The 16979-nt window shown below is 68.0% G+C and carries 15 protein-coding genes; 7 read left to right on the top strand and 8 right to left on the bottom strand.

Annotated elements, in window-relative coordinates; translation table 11 throughout:
• Both nuoN and ACWEIJ_RS03360 read left to right on the top strand, forming a co-directional pair.
• On the top strand, positions 1-1575 hold the full coding sequence (gene nuoN / locus ACWEIJ_RS03365) for an NADH-quinone oxidoreductase subunit NuoN (RefSeq protein ID WP_449835551.1): 1575 nt from the start codon (positions 1-3) through the stop codon (positions 1573-1575).
• Between the two features lie 55 nt (positions 1576-1630).
• The gene (locus tag ACWEIJ_RS03360) at positions 1631-2596 is read left to right on the top strand and encodes a polyprenyl synthetase family protein (protein WP_449835740.1); all 966 of its coding nucleotides are present in this window, start codon (positions 1631-1633) and stop codon (positions 2594-2596) included.
• A 3-nt stretch (positions 2597-2599) separates the two neighbouring features.
• Here ACWEIJ_RS03360 and rarD read toward each other — a convergent pair whose 3' ends face one another.
• Positions 2600-3523, bottom strand: coding sequence for an EamA family transporter RarD (rarD, locus tag ACWEIJ_RS03355; RefSeq protein ID WP_449835550.1), 924 nt, complete (start codon positions 3521-3523; stop codon positions 2600-2602).
• A gap of 145 nt (positions 3524-3668) precedes the next feature.
• Between rarD and ACWEIJ_RS03350 the strand changes: the two genes are divergently transcribed.
• Entirely contained in the window at positions 3669-5936 is a 2268-nt protein-coding gene (locus ACWEIJ_RS03350; protein WP_449835549.1) for a sunset domain-containing protein, read from the top strand.
• A 58-nt stretch (positions 5937-5994) separates the two neighbouring features.
• Here ACWEIJ_RS03350 and ACWEIJ_RS03345 read toward each other — a convergent pair whose 3' ends face one another.
• The 4 genes from ACWEIJ_RS03345 to ACWEIJ_RS03330 form a co-directional block, all read right to left on the bottom strand.
• A complete protein-coding gene (locus ACWEIJ_RS03345) occupies positions 5995-7044 on the bottom strand; it encodes a 2-oxoacid:ferredoxin oxidoreductase subunit beta (protein WP_355434942.1) in 1050 nt (349 codons plus the stop codon).
• Complete coding sequence (locus ACWEIJ_RS03340) at positions 7041-8879, bottom strand: 2-oxoacid:acceptor oxidoreductase subunit alpha (protein WP_449835548.1); 1839 nt, start codon at positions 8877-8879, stop codon at positions 7041-7043. The genes ACWEIJ_RS03345 and ACWEIJ_RS03340 overlap by 4 nt, the downstream gene beginning before the upstream one ends.
• 211 nt (positions 8880-9090) lie before the next feature.
• Positions 9091-9831 carry an enoyl-CoA hydratase gene (locus ACWEIJ_RS03335; protein ID WP_449835547.1) on the bottom strand — a complete coding sequence of 247 codons (741 nt, stop codon included), beginning with the start codon at positions 9829-9831 and terminating at the stop codon, positions 9091-9093.
• 11 nt (positions 9832-9842) lie between these two features.
• On the bottom strand, positions 9843-10283 hold the full coding sequence (locus ACWEIJ_RS03330) for an Lrp/AsnC family transcriptional regulator (RefSeq protein WP_089948968.1): 441 nt from the start codon (positions 10281-10283) through the stop codon (positions 9843-9845).
• 147 nt (positions 10284-10430) lie between these two features.
• Here ACWEIJ_RS03330 and ddaH point away from each other — a divergent pair, with 147 nt between their 5' ends.
• Complete coding sequence (gene ddaH, locus ACWEIJ_RS03325) at positions 10431-11243, top strand: dimethylargininase (RefSeq protein WP_449835739.1); 813 nt, start codon at positions 10431-10433, stop codon at positions 11241-11243.
• Positions 11244-12262: 1019 nt separating this feature from the next.
• Here the strand turns inward: ddaH and ACWEIJ_RS03320 are convergent.
• The 3 genes from ACWEIJ_RS03320 to ACWEIJ_RS03310 all read right to left on the bottom strand — a co-directional run bounded on the left by ACWEIJ_RS03320 (position 12263) and on the right by ACWEIJ_RS03310 (position 14903).
• On the bottom strand, positions 12263-12646 hold the full coding sequence (locus ACWEIJ_RS03320) for a hypothetical protein (RefSeq protein ID WP_449835546.1): 384 nt from the start codon (positions 12644-12646) through the stop codon (positions 12263-12265).
• 71 nt (positions 12647-12717) lie between these two features.
• Positions 12718-13146, bottom strand: a complete 429-nt coding sequence (locus ACWEIJ_RS03315; RefSeq protein WP_449835545.1) for a YybH family protein — start codon at positions 13144-13146, stop codon at positions 12718-12720.
• Positions 13147-13967: 821 nt separating this feature from the next.
• Positions 13968-14903, bottom strand: coding sequence for a GNAT family N-acetyltransferase (locus ACWEIJ_RS03310; RefSeq protein WP_449835544.1), 936 nt, complete (start codon positions 14901-14903; stop codon positions 13968-13970).
• A gap of 67 nt (positions 14904-14970) precedes the next feature.
• On the opposite strand from ACWEIJ_RS03310, the gene ACWEIJ_RS03305 reads away from it, so the two are divergent.
• The 3 genes from ACWEIJ_RS03305 to ACWEIJ_RS03295 all read left to right on the top strand — a co-directional run bounded on the left by ACWEIJ_RS03305 (position 14971) and on the right by ACWEIJ_RS03295 (position 16936).
• A complete protein-coding gene (locus ACWEIJ_RS03305; protein ID WP_449835543.1) occupies positions 14971-15357 on the top strand; it encodes a hypothetical protein in 387 nt (128 codons plus the stop codon).
• Positions 15358-15891: 534 nt separating this feature from the next.
• Entirely contained in the window at positions 15892-16638 is a 747-nt protein-coding gene (locus tag ACWEIJ_RS03300) for a transglycosylase SLT domain-containing protein (protein WP_449835542.1), read from the top strand.
• Between the two features lie 148 nt (positions 16639-16786).
• A complete protein-coding gene (locus ACWEIJ_RS03295; protein WP_158102858.1) occupies positions 16787-16936 on the top strand; it encodes a hypothetical protein in 150 nt (49 codons plus the stop codon).
• The last annotated feature ends 43 nt before the right edge of the window (positions 16937-16979 follow it).

Below are 16979 nucleotides of genomic sequence, written 5' to 3'. Positions count from 1 at the left end.
GTGAACCTTCTCGTCGCTCAGGCGCAGCAGATCCAGGCGCCGGAGATCCACTACGACGCCATCGCGCCGTTGCTGATCGTGCTCGGCGCGGCGTGCGTCAGCGTCCTGCTGGAAGCGTTGCTGCCCAAGCACCAGCGGTGGGCCGTGCAGCTCGTGCTGTCGCTCGTGACGCTGGTCGGGGCTTCCGGCGCGTTGATCCTCTACGCGGTCTCGGACAGCCGGCAGAAGCCGGGCATCGCGACGCTGGCGGGTGCGATCGCGGTCGACTCGCCGTCGCTGTTCCTGTGGGCCACGTTGCTGGTGCTCGGGTTCGGCTCGATCCTGCTGATCGCCGACCGCTCGGTGGAACCGGGCGGAGTGTTCGTGGCTCACGCCGCGATCCGTCCCGGCACCGTCCAGGACCGGGCGCAGGCCACGAAGACCGGCATGCAGACCGAGGTCTTCCCGCTCACGCTGTTCGCGCTCGGCGGCATGATGACGTTCGTCGCGTCGAACGACCTGCTGACCATGTTCATCGCGCTGGAAGTCCTGTCGCTGCCGCTGTACCTGCTGTGCGGCCTGGCTCGCCGTCGCCGCCTGCTCTCGCAGGAAGCGGCCGTGAAGTACTTCCTGCTCGGCGCGTTCGCCTCGGCGTTCTTCCTGTACGGCGTGGCGCTGCTGTACGGCTACGCGGGCTCGGTGAAGCTCTCGGCCATCGCTTCCGCGGCGGCCGGCACGGACCGTTCGGACACGCTGCTGTTCGCGGGCTTCGGCCTGCTCGTGGTGGGTCTGCTGTTCAAGGCGGCGGTCGGCCCGTTCCACGCCTGGACCCCGGACGTGTACCAGGGCGCGCCGACGCCGGTGACGGCGTTCATGGCCGCGTGCACCAAGGTCGCCGCGTTCGGCGGCATCCTGCGCGTGATCACGGTGGCGTTCGAGAACACGCAGTGGGAGTGGCGCGGCGTGCTCTACGGCGTCGCGGTCGTGTCGATGGTGATCGGTGCCGTGCTCGGCCTCACCCAGACCGACGTGAAGCGCATGATCGCGTACTCGTCGGTGGCGCACGCGGGCTTCCTGCTCATCGGTTCGATCGCGCTGGTGCCGGACGGCACGGGCGTGAGCGCGACCATGTTCTACCTGCTGGCGTACGGCTTCACCACGATCGCCGCGTTCGGCATCGTGTCGCTGGTCCGCAACTCGGACGGCGAGGCGACGCACCTGTCGCAGTGGGCGGGCCTCGCGAAGCGGTCCCCGATCGTGGCGGGCGTCTTCACGTTCCTGCTGCTGGCGCTCGCCGGAATTCCGCTGACGTCCGGCTTCATCGGCAAGTTCGTCGTGTTCAGCGCGGCCATCCAGGCGGGGCTCACCCCGCTCGTGGTGATCGCGCTGGTGGCCTCGGCCGTCGCGGCGTTCTTCTACCTCCGGGTGATCGTGCTGATGTACTTCAGCGAACCGGCGCCGGACGGCCCGACCGTGAGCGTGCCGGGTGCCTTCACCACGATCGCGATCACGTTGGGTGCTGTGGTGACCCTGGTGCTGGGGTTGTGGCCCACGTTCGTGCTCGATTGGGCGGGTACCGGCACCTTCCTCAGCTAGGTGTACGTAGTCTGCTGATGTGACCAGTAGCGAGCATGAGGGACCGGGGTTCGCGTTGGTGGACCCCGTGCTCACCGAGCTAGTCCAGGACGGCCTGGCCGAGGTGGAGCGCACCCTGCACGACGTCGTGCAGAGCGAGTTCCACCCGGTGACGGAAACCTCGCTTCACCTTGTGGAGGCGGGCGGAAAGCGGATCCGCCCGCTCTTCACACTGCTGGCCTCCCAGTTCGGCGCCGAGTGGGACCGCGAGAAGGTCATCAAGGCCGCCACTGTGGTCGAGCTCACGCACCTCGCGACGCTCTACCACGACGACGTCATGGACGAGGCGACCATGCGGCGTGGCGCGGTGTCAGCGAACGTCAAGTGGGACAACAGCATCGCGATCCTGACGGGCGACTTCCTGTTCGCCCACGCGTCCCGGCTCACCGCCGATCTGGGGACGGACGCGGCGCGGATCATCGCGGAGACGTTCTCGGTCCTGGTGACCGGCCAGATGCGCGAGACCGTCGGCCCGCAGCCGGGCGAGGACCCGATCTCGCACTACCTCAAGGTGATCGAGGAGAAGACCGGAGTCCTGATCGCCACCGCCGCGCGGTTCGGCGGCATGTTCTCCGACGCCACCGACGAGCAGACCGACGCGCTGCGCCGGTACGCGGAGGTGATCGGCGCGGCGTTCCAGATCTCCGACGACGTGATCGACATCGCCTCTCCGTCGGTCCAGTCCGGCAAGACGCCGGGCACCGACCTGCGCGAGGGCGTGAAGACGCTGCCGATGCTCTACGCGCTCGCGGACCCGTCCGAGACGCGGCTCGCCGAGCTGCTGGCCGGTCCGATCACCGACGACGCGCTGGTGGACGAGGCGCTGACGTTGCTGCGCAAGTCGTCCGGCATGGACAGGGCGCGCGAGACGCTCGACGAGTACGTGGACCAGGCCCGCACCGAACTCGGCAAGCTGCCGCCGTGCGCCGCCCGCGACGCCCTCGAAGACCTGGCCGTCTACGTGGTGGAGCGTTCTCACTAGGTGTCAGTCGACCGGCGCGAGCGTCTGCTTGCGCCGGTTGCGCACCGCGTCGAACGTGAAGATCGCCAGCGCCAGCCAGACGAGGGTGAACCCGATCCACCTGCTGGGCGGCATGGGTTCGTGCACCACGAACACACCCCACACGAACTGCAGCACCGGTGCCAGGTACTGCAGCATGCCCATGGTCGTCAGCGGAATTCGTTGCGCGCCGGCGCCGAACAGCAGCAGCGGCACCACGGTGACGATGCCGGTGCTGAGGAGCAGCAGCGTGTGGCCGGTGCCTTCGGTCGTGAAGGTGTTCGCGCCGCCCAGCGTCAGCAGGTAGACGCCGGCGATCGGCGCGAGCACGAGGCTCTCCGCGGTGAGGCTGGACACGGCGTCGAGCGGCACCTTCTTCTTGAGCAGCCCGTAGACGCCGAACGAACAGGCCAGGACCAGGGAGATCACCGGCAGCCGGCCGTAGTCGACGGTGAGCACGATCACAGCGACGACGACCACGCCGATCGCGACCGCCTGAGCGAGACGCAATCGTTCCTTGAGGAAGATCATGCCGAGTGCCACGCTCACCAACGGCGTGATGAAGTACCCCAGCGCGGACTCGACGACGTGCCTGCTGTTGACGGCGTAGATGTACGTGCCCCAGTTGACTGTGATCAACACCGCGGCAGCGGTAACGATGAGCCAGCCCTTTCCTGATAAATCGAGGAAAGGGTGCCAGCGCTTGAGGATCACGACGGCGATGGCGAGTGTGACGAACGACCAGACGATCCGGTGCGCGAGCACCTCGACCGGCTGGGCGGGTACGAGCAGTGGCCAGTAGGCCGGGAACAAGCCCCAAAGGACGTAGGCGGCTGCGCCGTACGTGACGCCTCGCCCCTGGGTGTGAACTTCTGGCGAACTGATGGAAGAAGTCGTCAGATGGGGCACAAAATCCCACTCTACGCTGGCGTTTCCTCTGCTTGTTTGCGCTGAACGGCGTAGTGACGGAGCATCATCAAAGGCACTGTAGTTTGGCCATGCTCACCCTTCCGAGTGAGTGGGGTCGGAGTGTGGTCGTAGAAGGGGCTTACCCGTGAATGTCTTCGGGCAGGTCTGGCTGTGGAGTCTGCTGGCGTTCGTCGCGGGAGTAGCGCTCACGTGGCTGGTCTTGGTTCGACCCGCGCGCAAGCAGATCGCCGACCTCGAAGATCAACTTCTCGACGCCCGCCGGTCGGCCGCACCGGTCGCCGCGCCGTCTCCCGTCGACGACTTCGAGGTCGACGAGTGGGACGACAACCCGCCGCGGTCGCTGAGCGACGAGGTGCTCACGCCCGCTCCCTACGTGGAGCCCCCCGCCTACCGCGGTGAGCCGGTGACGCCGGTCGTCACCGAGGAACCCGCCGAGCCGGTGGCCGAGCCGGTCGACGAAGAGCCCGTCGTGCAGGAACCGGTCACGCCGGTCCGCCAGTACATGGAGGCGGACGAGGCGCAGCGCCGGTTCGAGGAGCAGCTCGCCGAGCAGCGGGCCCGCGCCGAGGGCACCGACGACGACCGCCCGCGTTCGCTGTTCGAGCGCCTCGCCCCGGAGGACGTCCCCGAGGAGACGCCGGCGGAGATGACGACGGTCCTGCCGCGTTCCGGGCTGGAGGCCGCCGACTTCGACGACGAGCCGGAGCTCCCCGCGGAGCAGACCGGCTTCGTGCCCACCGTGCAGCCGACCGCGGAGGTAGCGCCGCCCGCACCGGAGCCGACCGCGCCCGCCGAGGTCGAGCAGGTCGACGACTTCATCTACCAGCCGCGCGAGGTGTGGGCGGAGCAGGAGCAGGAGGCGTTCCTCGACGAGGCCGCCGAGCAGGAGGACGAGCCCGTCCACCACGAGGGCACCCGCTCCGAGCAGACGACGTTCATCGCGGTCGAGGAGAGCTCCTGGCCCGCCAACGACCTCACCGGCGAGTACCCCGGCCTGCGTGACGAGATCTCCGGCCAGCTGGACGGTTTCGTCGAACCGGAGTCGCCCGCCGAACAGACCATGGTCGAGCCGCTCGACCTGGACGCACCGCACGTCCGCAACGGCGTCTTCGAGTCGACGCTGGCCGAGGAGCCCGGCTTCACCGAGCCGAAGCCGGAGACCCAGCCCGCGCACGCCCGGCGTGAGCCGCTGGAACCGGAGGACTTCGAGCCGGTCGCCGAGGAGTCGCCGCAGCCCGCCGAGTACGCCCAGGAGCTGCCCGAGCAGACCGGCCGTCCGCAGCCTGTCGGCCACGTCCAGGAGCCGGTGGCTCAGGAGTTCCCGGAGCAGGCTGGCCGCCCGGAGCCGGTCGGTTACGCGCAGGAGCTGCCCGAGCGGCCCGGCCGTCCGCAGCCTGTCGGCCACGTCCAGGAGCCGGTGGCTCAGGAGTTCCCGGAGCAGGCCGGCCGCCCGGAGCCTGTTGGCTACGCGCAGGAGCTGCCCGAGCGGCCCGGCCGCCCCCAGCCCGTCGGCTACGCCCACGAGCCGGTCGCGCCGGAGTTCCCCGAACCGGTCGGCCGTCCCCAGCCCGTCGGCTACGTCGAGCCCTTCAGCACCCCCGGTGCCCCGGCACCCGCGCCGTTCTCGGCGTTCGGCGCCCCGCCGGAGACGGAGCTGGAGACCACCGGCCGCCAGCCCCGCGCCGTCGCCGCCGCCTTCGACCACGCCGTGGAGGCCCCGCAGGCGCCCGCCAGGCCGGAGCCCGTCGCCGACCGTCCGCGGTCGCTGTTCGAGCCCCTGCTCGACGCCGACGAGCCGTTGCCCCCGCTCGGCCAGACCCGCCAGCTCCCGGACACGACCAACGACCAGCCGTTCGTGCCCAAGTTCGTGCCCAGCGACGAGCCGCTGCTGGCCGCGCCGCCGGAGCCCGAGCCGGAGCCGGTCGTGACCGACCTGCCGCAGCGGGTGACCGAGGCCGGCCTGCCGATCCGCGAGGCCCGCCGCACCACCCAGCAGCGCCAGCAGAGCTTCTCCGCGTTCGCCGCCTTCGAACAGCAGAAGCCGGAGCCCGCCCCGCCCGCACCCGCCGCCGCCGCGGCGGCGCTGCCGTCCAGGCCGCGCCCCGTCGGTTTCTCGCCGTCCACCGGCGGCCGTCCGAACGGCGCCCCGGCGCCGGGCTCGTCGCGGTTCCAGCAGCCGGAGGGTTTCAACCCGCGCTCGCCGTTCGGCCCGGGCTCGGTGCTGCCGAAGTCGGACGGTCTGGCCCCGGCCGCGGACTTCGCGGTGAAGGCCACTCTGACCGGTCGCCGTTATTACACCGAGGGTTCCGCGAACTTCGGTGAGACGCGCGCCGACGTCTGGTTCCGGACCGAGGCCGACGCCGAGAAGGCAGGGTTCCGCCCGGCACCGTGACCCCCAACAGCAAGAAGGCCCCCACCGCGTTCGGTGGGGGCCTTCTCGTTGTCCGGGGTCAGCCGACCACGGTCCAGGTGTCCTTGCCGTGCAACAGCTTGCTCAGGTCCGCGGCCTTCGCGGCCTTGGCCTCGGCGACCTGCGCCCGCGCGCTGTCGTCGTACGTCGGCCGGTCGGCGCGCCGGAACACACCGGTGACGGTGTGCGTGAGGTCCTGCGTCGACAGCCGCGAGAGCGCGAACGACAGGTTCAGGTCCGACGCGTCGTGGATCACGATGTCCGAGGCGTCCACGTCCGCGGACTTGGCGACCGCGAGCCCGAAGCCCTCGCGCACCACGCAGTACTCGCCCTCGCGACCGAACCGGATCGGCTCGCCGTCGACGACGTTGATGATCCGCCGCTGCGCCTCGTCCGCGTCCTTCAGCACGTCGAACGCGCCGTCGTTGAAGATCGGGCAGTTCTGGTAGATCTCGACGAGCGCCGAACCGCGGTGCTCAGCGGCCTGCCGCAGCACCGAGGTCAGCCCGGCCTTGTCGGAGTCGATCGCACGACCGACGAACGAGGCCTCCGCGCCCAGCGCCAGCGACACCGGGTTGAACGGGTGGTCGAGCGAGCCGACGGGCGTCGACTTGGTGACCTTGCCCTCCTCGGAGGTCGGCGAGTACTGGCCCTTGGTCAGGCCGTAGATCCGGTTGTTGAACAGCAGGATCTTGAGGTTCACGTTGCGCCGCAACGTGTGGATCAGGTGGTTGCCGCCGATGGACAGCGCGTCGCCGTCACCGGTCACCACCCACACGCTCAGGTCCGGCCGCGACACGGCGAGACCCGTGGCGATGGCCGGCGCACGGCCGTGGATGGAGTGCATGCCGTAGGTGTTCATGTAGTACGGGAAGCGGGAAGAGCACCCGATGCCCGAGATGAACACGATGTTCTCGCGCTTGAGTCCCAGCGACGGCAGGAACGACTGCACGGCGTTGAGCACCACGTAGTCGCCGCAGCCGGGGCACCAGCGGACTTCCTGGTCGGACTTGTAGTCCTTCGCCGTCTGCTTCTCGTCAGTCGTGGGAACCCCGGTCAGTCCCGGAATCCCGAGGTCGATCGCAGTCACGCCGACACCCCCTTGATCACGTCAGCGAGCACGTCCTGCAGTTCTTCCGCCTTGAAGGGCAGCCCCTGCACCTTGGTGTACGACACGGCGTCCACCAGATACTTCGCCCTCAACAGCAACGCCAGCTGGCCGAGGTTCATTTCCGGCACGATCACCTTGTCGTAGCGGCGCAGCACTTCGCCCAGGTTCTTGGGGAACGGGTTGAGGTGCCGCAGGTGCGCGTGCGCGACCGGCAGCCCGAGCTTGCGGACCCGGCGGGCGGCCGCACCGATCGGGCCATACGACGAACCCCAGCCCACGACCAGGACCTTCGCCTCGCCGCCCGGGTCGTCGACCACGACGTCCGGCACCTCGATGCCGTCGATCTTCGCCTGGCGCAGGCGGACCATCCGGTCGTGGTTGTCCGGGTCGTAGGAGATGTTGCCGGTGACGTCCTGCTTCTCCAGGCCACCGATGCGGTGCTGCAGGCCGGGCGTGCCGGGCACGGCCCACGGGCGGGCCAGCGTCTCCGGGTCGCGCGCGTACGGCTGGAAGGTCTCCGGGTCGGTCGCGAACTCGACGGTGAGGTCGGGCAGCGAGTCCACGTCCGGGATCAGCCACGGCTCGGAACCGTTCGCGACCGCGCCGTCGGAGAGGAACAGCACCGGCGTGCGGTACTTCAACGCGATCCTGGCGGCGTCGAGCACGGCGTCGAAGCAGTCGGACGGCGACTGCGGCGCGACGATCGGCACCGGCGACTCGCCGTTGCGGCCGAACATCGCCTGCAGCAGGTCGGCCTGCTCGGTCTTGGTCGGCAGACCGGTGGACGGGCCACCGCGCTGCACGTCGATCACCAACAGCGGCAGCTCGGTCATCACCGCGAGACCGATGGTCTCGGACTTCAGCGCGATGCCAGGACCCGACGTCGACGTCACGCCGAGCGCGCCGCCGTAGGACGCGCCGAGCGCGATGCCGATGCCCGCGATCTCGTCCTCGGCCTGGACCGTGGTGATGTCGAAGTTCTTGTGCTTGCTGAGCTCGTGCAGGATGTCCGACGCCGGCGTGATCGGGTACGTGCCGAGCACGACGGGCAGCTTCGAGCGCTGCGCCGCCGCGACGATGCCGTACGCCGTCGCCGTGTTGCCGGTGATCTGCCGGTAGGTGCCGACGTTCAGCTTCGCGGGCGCCACCTCGTAGGTAACGGCGAAGGCCTCGGTCGTCTCGCCGTAGTTCCAGCCGGCGCGGAACGCCAGCACGTTGGCCTCGGCGATGTCGGGCTTCTTCGCGAACTTCTCGCGCAGGAACCGTTCCGTGCCTTCGGTCGGCCGGTGGTACATCCACGACAGCAGGCCGAGCGCGAACATGTTCTTCGCGCGCTCGGCGTCCTTCTTGCCGAGTCCGGTCTCCTCCAGCGCGCCGATGGTCAGCGTCGCCATCGCGACCTTGTGGACCTGGAAGCGTTCCAGCGACTCGTCCTCGAGCGGGTTCGAGTCGTAGCCGACCTTCGTCAGGTTCCGCTTGGTGAACTCGTCGGTGTTGACGATGAGGATGCCGCCGTCCGGCAGGTCGACCACGTTCGCCTTGAGCGCGGCCGGGTTCATCGCCACGAGGACGTCCGGCCGGTCGCCCGGCGTCAGGATGTCGTAGTCGGCGAAGTGCAGCTGGAACGACGAAACGCCGGGGAGGGTGCCCTGGGGCGCGCGGATCTCGGCGGGGAAGTTGGGCTGGGTGGCGAGGTCGTTGCCGAACGCCGCCGCTTCCGACGTGAACCGGTCTCCGGTGAGCTGCATGCCGTCACCGGAGTCGCCGGCGAAGCGGATCACGACGCGATCCAGCTTGCGGGTCTCAGTGCTCATTCCTACGCCGATACCTCTCTCCAAGGATGGCTGTGCCCCACCTCGAGGGTAGTCGCCAGGACCGCGTGCCAGACGGGCCGCGTACCACTGGGCGAGACGAACTGTCCCATCTGCCGCACCGGGTCCTTAACTAAACGGTAAGCACAGCACTACCAGCGGATACCCGAATGCGGCACATGTCACCCTCAATACCTGTTACGCAAGGTAACACCTAACGTCCGCTGATCCGAGCCTTCATCGCGGCCAGCCTGGCAGCGAACTCTGGAGTGTCGATCGAAGCGACCTGTGGCCGCAGCTCCGTCTCGACCGCCTCCGCGTGGTCGTGCATTGCATCGGTCGCGCGCATCGTCGCCTTGATGGTCCGCACGAGTGCTCCTGGCGCGTCCGCAGCGGCCTTGGCCAGCTCTTTCGCTACTGCCAGTGGGTCTTCCGCCAACGCGTGGGCGAGGCCTTTCTCGACCGCCTGGTCGGCGTCCAAGATCTGTCCGAAGAGCGTCATCGCCGTCGCCGTCTGCCGGCCGGTGATCTTCTGCAACATCCACGTCATGCCGCCGCCGGGGTGGATCCCGAGCTGCAGGAACCGCGCGTCGAACCGAGCCTTCGGCCCGGCGACCCGCACATCGGCCGCGAGCGCGAGGTTCAGCCCGGCGCCCACCGCGGCCCCGTTGACCGCCGCGATGGTGGGGATCGAGGCGTTGGCCACCGCCAGGAACCCCCGGTAGATGTTCCGCAGGCCCTCGTCCTTGGAGTTGCCGAGCTGCGTGAGATCCGCACCGGCGCAGAACGCCGGCGGAGCTCCCGTGATGATCAGCGCGTTGGCTTCCCGTTCCGCTTCCTCGACCTTGTCCGCGAGCTGCTGGGACAACTCGACGGTCAGCGCGTTGCGCCGGTCCGGGTCGTTGATCGTGATCACGGCGACGGAATCGTTGTGCTCCAGCAGAACCTCAGCCATAGCCGGGGACTCTAGGGGGCGGGCGGCCGGTCCAGGAGCCGGGACAGCACCACCGTCGACACGGTCCGGTCGATGATCTCGACGGCCCGCAGCCGTTCCAGCGCGGTCTCCAGGTGGTGGATGTCCGCGGCCCGCAGGTGCACGATGGCGTCCGCGGCCCCCGACACCGTGTACGCGGCGCTGACCTCGGCCATCGGCTCCAACCGGTGCTGGATGTCGTGCGGCGCCACGTTGCCCTTGCAGTGCACCTCCACGAACGCCTCGGTACCCCACCCGAGCGCCTCCGGATCCACCACCGCCGTGAACCCGCGCAGAACCCCGTTGTCCAGGAGCTTGTCCACCCGCCGCTTCACCGCGGGCGCACTCAACCCGACCTCTTTCCCGATCTCCGCGTAGCTCGATCGGGCGTTCGCCATGAGACACGAAATGATTCGCTGGTCGATGCTGTCCACACGCAACATTCTGCCCTAGTTCACGCAATGTCGCGGCGTTGATCGATGGTCCAACTGGCCTTTACATTTCGATCCATGACCGTATCCATCTCCGGGCCCGGCGAGCCGATCACGCTCGACATCGCCGCACCCCTCGCGCCGACGCGCATGCCGACCACCCGTCGGTACCTCATGTGCCCGCCGACGTACTTCACGGTGGAGTACGCCATCAACCCGTGGATGGATCCGACCCAGCCCACCAGCACCACGCTGGCACTGGAGCAGTGGACGGCCCTGAAGGAGACCTACGAGCGCCTCGGCCACGAGGTCGACGTCATCGACCCGGTCCCCGGCCTGCCGGACATGGTCTTCTCGGCCAACAGCGGCACCGTCATCGACGGCCGAGTCCTGGGCTCCCGCTTCCGCGCCCCCCAGCGCGCCGCCGAAGCCGACCACTTCCGCCGCTGGTTCCTCGGCGCCGGCTACAAGTCCGTCGTCATGCCCACCGCCGTGAACGAGGCCGAGGGCGACTTCACCTGGACCGGCTCGCTCCTGCTGGCCGGCACGGGCTTCCGCACCGACCCCGGCGCGCACTCCGAGGCCCAGGAAGTCCTCGGCGTGCCCGTGGTGTCGTTGCAACTGGTCGACCCGCGCTTCTACCACCTCGACGTGGCCCTGTTCATGCTCGACGACCAGTCCCCGTCCCCTCTGGTCGCCTACTACCCGGAGGCCTTCTCGCCGGGCTCGCAGCAGGTCCTGCGCCGCCTGTTCCCGGACGCCGTGATCGCCAACGACGACGACGCCGTCTGCCTGGGCCTGAACGCGGTGTCCGACGGCAAGCACGTCGTCATGCCGGTGGAAGCCACCCACCTGGCCGAACAGGTCGCGCGCCGCGGCTTCGAGCCGGTGCTCGTCGACATCTCGGAGCTGCGCAAGTCAGGCGGCGGCCCGAAGTGCTGCACGATGGAACTGCGCGGCTAGACCTCGCCCGCGCAGTGCCGTTCCGCGGTTCCTGTGTGAAGGCCACATATGCCGGTTGACCTGCTCTGATGCTGCCAACGACGTCAGCGTCGGCAGGTCACCGTCTGTCGCTGACTGCGGTCTTCTGCGGCTGTCTCTGGAACATGTGTGGAACAGGAAGAGTCCCCGGCGAGATCATCGCCGGGGGCTCTTTCGCGTCGTCTACCTGCAGAGCATGCCGCCACCCGCGTTAACGCAACCTGCCGTGGAGCTCCTGGTTGGCCTTCCCTCTTGCCTGCGTGGCATCGCGGGTGCTTCGACACGGCGTGGGCAAGCGGTGAGCAAAAGGTTTCCATGATTGTCTCGAATGTTGTGCTCGAACGTCACCTCGTAGAGCCGATGTTGTTCGTCATGTCGGGACCTTCTCGTGAGATGAGAAGGAGCTGTGGCGGCCGTACTTTCTTCGTTCTGCTGAAAAGTCCCATCTCGCCCGCGCTTCGTTGAATCAGTCGTTGCGCTGACTAGGGTCTCCAGGTGTCCTCCGAGGATGACGGGATGCTTGGGTGGGCCTGCCTCAGCTTGGCGATCTGGTTCTGGGCGTTCTGTATTTGCTTGACCATCGTGTTCTTGTCGTAGTCGACCGTGTACGACTTGTACTTCTCGATGTGCGCGCGAATGTGTGAGCGGTGCCCGTCAACCGCCTTGCGTGCTTTCACTGTGTTCTCTGGCATGGAATAATCCGTCCCTCGTCCCGTGGTCTACGGGCTGCATCGGGACATTGTGAGGTCCTGTTACAAGGGTGCCTCGTTGTAACGCATCTGTGAAGTTTGGCGATTCTGTTCCGATCTGGACTTTCGGGGTGCCACCGGAGGATCGCCACCAGCACCGGTGGAATCGGCACGCGCCGCCAACTGCGTCGGTCTGCCACGGCTCAAGGAAGATGCACGGAACAAGAACGCCCGAACAAGACCATTGCTCGGGGCGTTCGCATGTCGCGTAGACCTTCAACAGGCCGTCGACCGTTTCGAGAAAACGGGCTGTCACAAGCCATTTACGCCCCAACCAGTGGTCAGCACGGCGGCCAGGGCGTAAGCGAACGCGAAGACCCCGATGGCCACGAGATCGAAGCGAGTGCCAACGCCGGAGTTGGTGGACACGACCAGCCCGGCAACGGTGATGATCACCGCGCTCATGCAGCCGGTCGGCCACGCGGGGCGCAAGCCCAGCAACCGCAGAGTCAGTCCGGCCAGCACCAGGACCAGGATCAGCCCGCCACCCGCGGTGAGCAATGCGACGCCAAGGCACTCCAGCCCGCCACTCGGGCACAGCACCTTCCCGGTGGACGGCCGGGCCAGGAGGTAGTAGCCCCATCCGAAGACGGCGCCGACCAGCGCGCCGATCACCATACGTCGCAGTACCTCCATGGCGATGATCGTGCGTGATGGGGCAGGTCGTGTCGTGAGTGGAACTACTCCTTCTGACGTTTACGGGCGTCTCAGGGCTTCAGGCTGAGCAGCGCCGCGCCGGTCGCCGGATCGAACGGGACCGATTCGTGGTCGTGGACGATGCGCCACGCGCCGTCGACGCGGCGCCAACCCAGGCTGGCGCGGACCCACATGTCGACCTGGTTTCCGTCGGCCAGCTCACCGGTCACGTGGTAGACGAACGAGCAGAATCCGACATCGCCGCTCGCGTGTGCGGCGAACTGCTCGACCTCGTAGCCGATGGGGCCCGGATAGGCGGCGAACCACGCTTTCGTCTGCTCGATCACCTCGGCCGCGCCGTGCAACTGCAGTGGCGGTAAGACGTTGAAGGCGACCACGTCGTCGGCCAGCTGTGCCGCGAGCGGGGCCAGATCCTTCGAGTGGACGGCCCTGACGCGCTCGTCGACCAGATCGCGAAGTTCCTGCGCTGCGTTCGTCATGACCCGAGGTATAGCCCGTGACGAAACGGATCGCCGATTACTGCGAGCGGCCGTGGACGGTCGACGGGGTGCCGGCTGTCCTGGACCGGTGGCAGTCCGTAGAAGGCGCGGTATTCGCGGCTGAACTGCGTCGCGCTGGCGCGGCCGGCGACCGCTGCCCGCGGCGATGATGCCCGCCTGGTAGCACCGCCCCGGTCGAGTGGACGGTTTCCGGCGACGAGCTGCCGTCGAGACGGTCATCGCGGCCGAACAACCCTGCCTGAGCGTAACCAGGCGTTTTGGAATTGGAACCGCTCCAAGCACCGCTCATCGCGCGAAAACGACCATCCACCGTCTGTGGATAACCGTTTAACGCACCCTGTTGCAGTTAGCCGACCCAGGCCGCCGTTCACGATCGCGCGACCGTTCTGCTACCCACCGTGCAACTCCGGCCGCCCGGCGACCGAACGACGCCAACGGCTTACTCAACCCTCCACGGCTCCATACGCTGGCCTCCTCCCCGGTGGCACCTGCCCGTGAAGAAGGGAACGGCTCCCTGGTCAGAGGGAGCCGTTCGGTCACCTTCGCCGGGTCTCCACCAGTGCAGCGGTGTCCAGAGCGAAGGAGCTTGCCGCAGATGACGTTAATCAGTCCGCTCGTCAACCCCAACCAGGTGGGCGGCGAGCGGTCGGTCTCGCCTGCCGACCCGCATGTGTGCGAACGCCCAGGTGAACGGTCCGCCGAAAACCTGTGGTCCACGATCCGCCATCACACGTCCAGCTGGTCGCTGCTGTCGCGCCTGTTGGTGCTGGTGGTGGGCATTGCCGTCGTGGCCACCGCGCTCAGATGGCTTCGAGTGCCCAGCGCACGTACCGCATCCGCGCGGTGAAGCCGGCCTTCTCGAAGAGGCCGGCCGCGTCCGCCTGCACGCTGGCCTGGTCGTAGCCCAGCGAGGACGCCGCACGAAGCGCGTGGGCGATCAGTGCGCTCGCAACGCCCTGCCGCCGCCACGGAGGACGCGTCCCGACGAGCATGAAGTGCGCGTCACGGATGCCGGTGGCCTCCGTGTCGGCCTCCCAGCTCATGGTCACCAGCAGGCCCACCGGCACGCCGTCGGCATCCCGCATCAGGAAGCTGAGGTCGCGTTGGAACGTCTGGTTGGTGATCTTGTTCTGCCACTGGTCCGCGGGCATCGGCACCGCGCCCCAGTGGTCGGCGTACGACTCGTTCCGCACGAACCGGAAGTCCTCGTCGTTCTGCGGCGACCAGGCCTCGATCCGCGGACTCGGTGACGCCGGAGGCAGGCCGGTGAGCGGGTGCTCCATGCGCTGGTAGTCGCGGACGGGCGTGAAGCCCTTGGAGCGCATCAGTTCGGGCACTCCGGCGATCTGTGCCGCCTTGTGGACGTCCACCACGAGCCTCAGGGTCGGGTGGTGCAGCGCGTGCACGGTCTTCGCCGCCTCGATACCGGCCTCCACGAGTGCGGTGCCGAGGCCGCGGCGGCGGTGGTCGGGGTGCACGCCGCCGTCCATGGTGACGCGGTGGACGTTCTCCGCCGACGGCTTGTGGCGGATCTTCATGTAGCCGACCATCGCGTCACCGTCGAAGACCGCGAGGCTCGCGCGCTCCAGGTCCGCGTAGGGGTCCATCAGTTCCGTGAGCGTGTCCTCGGCGGTGTAGTGCTCACCGATTCGGTCGACGGCCTCGATGGCGTTGAGCAGGTCGGCCGACGTTTGGGCGTCCGCGCTGGTGAGCGGTCGCCACGAAAGCATGCGCATTTGGCGGACGGTATCCATGTGCGCGCGAGCTGTCGCTTGGGTTTGTTGAAGGCATAGCCTCGGCGAAGTGCCCAACGTTCTCGTGATCGGCTTCGATCCGCACACCATCCCCGGCTTCGACCCGGCGCCCGTCGCCGCGGGCATCGAGCGGGGCAGCAGGGCGTTCGCCGAGCTCGGCCTCGCCGAGGACCTCTTCCTCATCGACTTCGCCGAGCTGGACGGCCGCGCCCAGGCCAAGCTCGTCGAGAAGCTCGAAGGCAGGCGGTACGACGCGGTCGTGGTCGGCGGCGGCATCCGCAAGGGCCCCGGACTGCTCGAGCTCTTCCAGTTCGTGGTGAACCTGGTCCACTGGCACCAGCCGGACGCGGCGCTCGCGTTCAACGACAGCCCTGGCGACAGTCCGGACTGGGTGCTCAAGGCACTGGAGCAGCGGCGCGGACGTCCCTCGCCGTGATCACCCACAACATCGGGTGAACCGAGACGACCCTCGCCCCGTACCCCTCTTCAGACCGCAGAAAACGCTGTCCAGCGATCAAGAACGCGCAGGTCAGCTCTACACAACTCAATATGACTACGAAGCGTGATGGCATCACTCGATCGCGTGGTCGTGGAACTGACCCATAACGAGAGCAGGGCTTACACCGAACTAACAGACAGCTCCGCCAGTTCGTCAGGAGGCAACGATGAACTTAAGCAGGATGCAAGTGGCGCGCTGACTGTCTGTCAGCAAGGCATAGCCCAACTCATCGGAAACGTGACGAGAGTCACCCAACGGGCGCTCAAGCTTGCCTGCGCTCGTGACGCGAGGTTACGTTCTCGCCCGCCGATAACGGTTTGGTCACCGGCAGGACACAGGAACCGCAGCACGCGCAACTGAACGTCCGCCTGGAATCCCCCGCCGGGTTAGCCGGAGACCAAGCTCCCCGACGCAGGAGGCTCCCCCTTGGCCCGGCACAGCAAGGCCGCCGGCCGAACCGTGTACACGGTCGTGCCCAAAGCAGAAGTGAAGGCCGGCGCGCATCGCGCCGAGGACGACAAGGTCCCGCTCGCTCACCGCGTGAGCGCCATCGTCGTCGCAGCAGGTGTCGCCGCCGGCACCGCCGCCATCGCCAACGCCGCCACGAGCGGTTCCTCCAGCGAACTCGCTGCGGGTGCCGAGCTCGGGGCGATTCCGGACACGCAGACCAAGACGATCCAGACCATCCACGACGTCAACCCCGGTGGTGAGGTCGGCCGCCTGCTGCAGTTCCAGCAGATGTACGCGCAGCAGACCTTCGAGCAGGCCACCAAGCTCGCCGCGGACGCGCACGCCCAGCGCGAGGCGGCGGCGAAGGCCGAGGCCGAGCGTCAGGCCGAGCTGCGCAAGCCCGCCAAGCAGCGCGAGGTCGAGGGCTGGATCAAGGACGCCATCAAGGTCCTGCAGGCCAACGGCACGAACATCGACAACAGCAGCGTCACCGCGATCTACACGATCATCATGCAGGAGTCGAACGGCAACCCCAACGCCGTCAACAACTGGGACTCCAACGCGATGCGCGGCACGCCGTCCAAGGGCCTCATGCAGGTCATCGACCCGACGTTCCGCGCGTACAAGCTCCCCGGATACGACAACATCATGGCGCCGGTCGACAACATCATCGCGGGCGTGCGCTACACCTACGCCCGCTACGGCGGCTTCAACAACCACCCCGGGTTGGTCAGCATCAGCCTGGGTGGCGGGTACCGGGGGTACTAAAGAGGCCAGTTTCGCCGTGCCGGGGTGCGTGGAACCCATCGGCGGGCGATGCTGTCAAACAGGTTCACCCACAAGCATGGCGGCCCTAGCGGGCGCACGCCCGGTAGTGCTCCCATCGAAGCGATTTCCCGAACGCAGGGAGTGGCCGATGAACGAGCAACAGGCACGCGACGACGAGCTGGCGAAGATCCGCTCTGAGGCGACGAGCTGGCTGGCCAAGATGGCCAAAGCCCAGCAACGTCCCAAAGTCGAACAGCGGAGGCCTGAGCACGACGCCATGACACCCGCGAAGAAGTGAAGGACGGAGAACGCCCCGGCTGCACAGCCGGGGCGTTCTCGTT

The organism is Lentzea sp. NPDC004789 (assembly GCF_053601075.1).
The sequence above is the reverse complement of the archived record's forward strand: the minus strand, read 5'-3'. Positions and strand labels throughout refer to the sequence as shown.

Coding starts and splice junctions, on each gene's coding strand:
- ACWEIJ_RS03340 (WP_449835548.1), bottom strand. CDS start 8,879: ATGAGCACTGAGACCCGCAAGCTGGATCGCGTCGTGATCCGCTTCGCC.
- ACWEIJ_RS03310 (WP_449835544.1), bottom strand. CDS start 14,903: ATGCGCATGCTTTCGTGGCGACCGCTCACCAGCGCGGACGCCCAAACG.
- ACWEIJ_RS03335 (WP_449835547.1), bottom strand. CDS start 9,831: ATGGCTGAGGTTCTGCTGGAGCACAACGATTCCGTCGCCGTGATCACG.
- ddaH (WP_449835739.1), top strand. CDS start 10,431: ATGCCGACCACCCGTCGGTACCTCATGTGCCCGCCGACGTACTTCACG.
- ACWEIJ_RS03315 (WP_449835545.1), bottom strand. CDS start 13,146: ATGACGAACGCAGCGCAGGAACTTCGCGATCTGGTCGACGAGCGCGTC.
- ACWEIJ_RS03320 (WP_449835546.1), bottom strand. CDS start 12,646: ATGGAGGTACTGCGACGTATGGTGATCGGCGCGCTGGTCGGCGCCGTC.
- ACWEIJ_RS03295 (WP_158102858.1), top strand. CDS start 16,787: ATGAACGAGCAACAGGCACGCGACGACGAGCTGGCGAAGATCCGCTCT.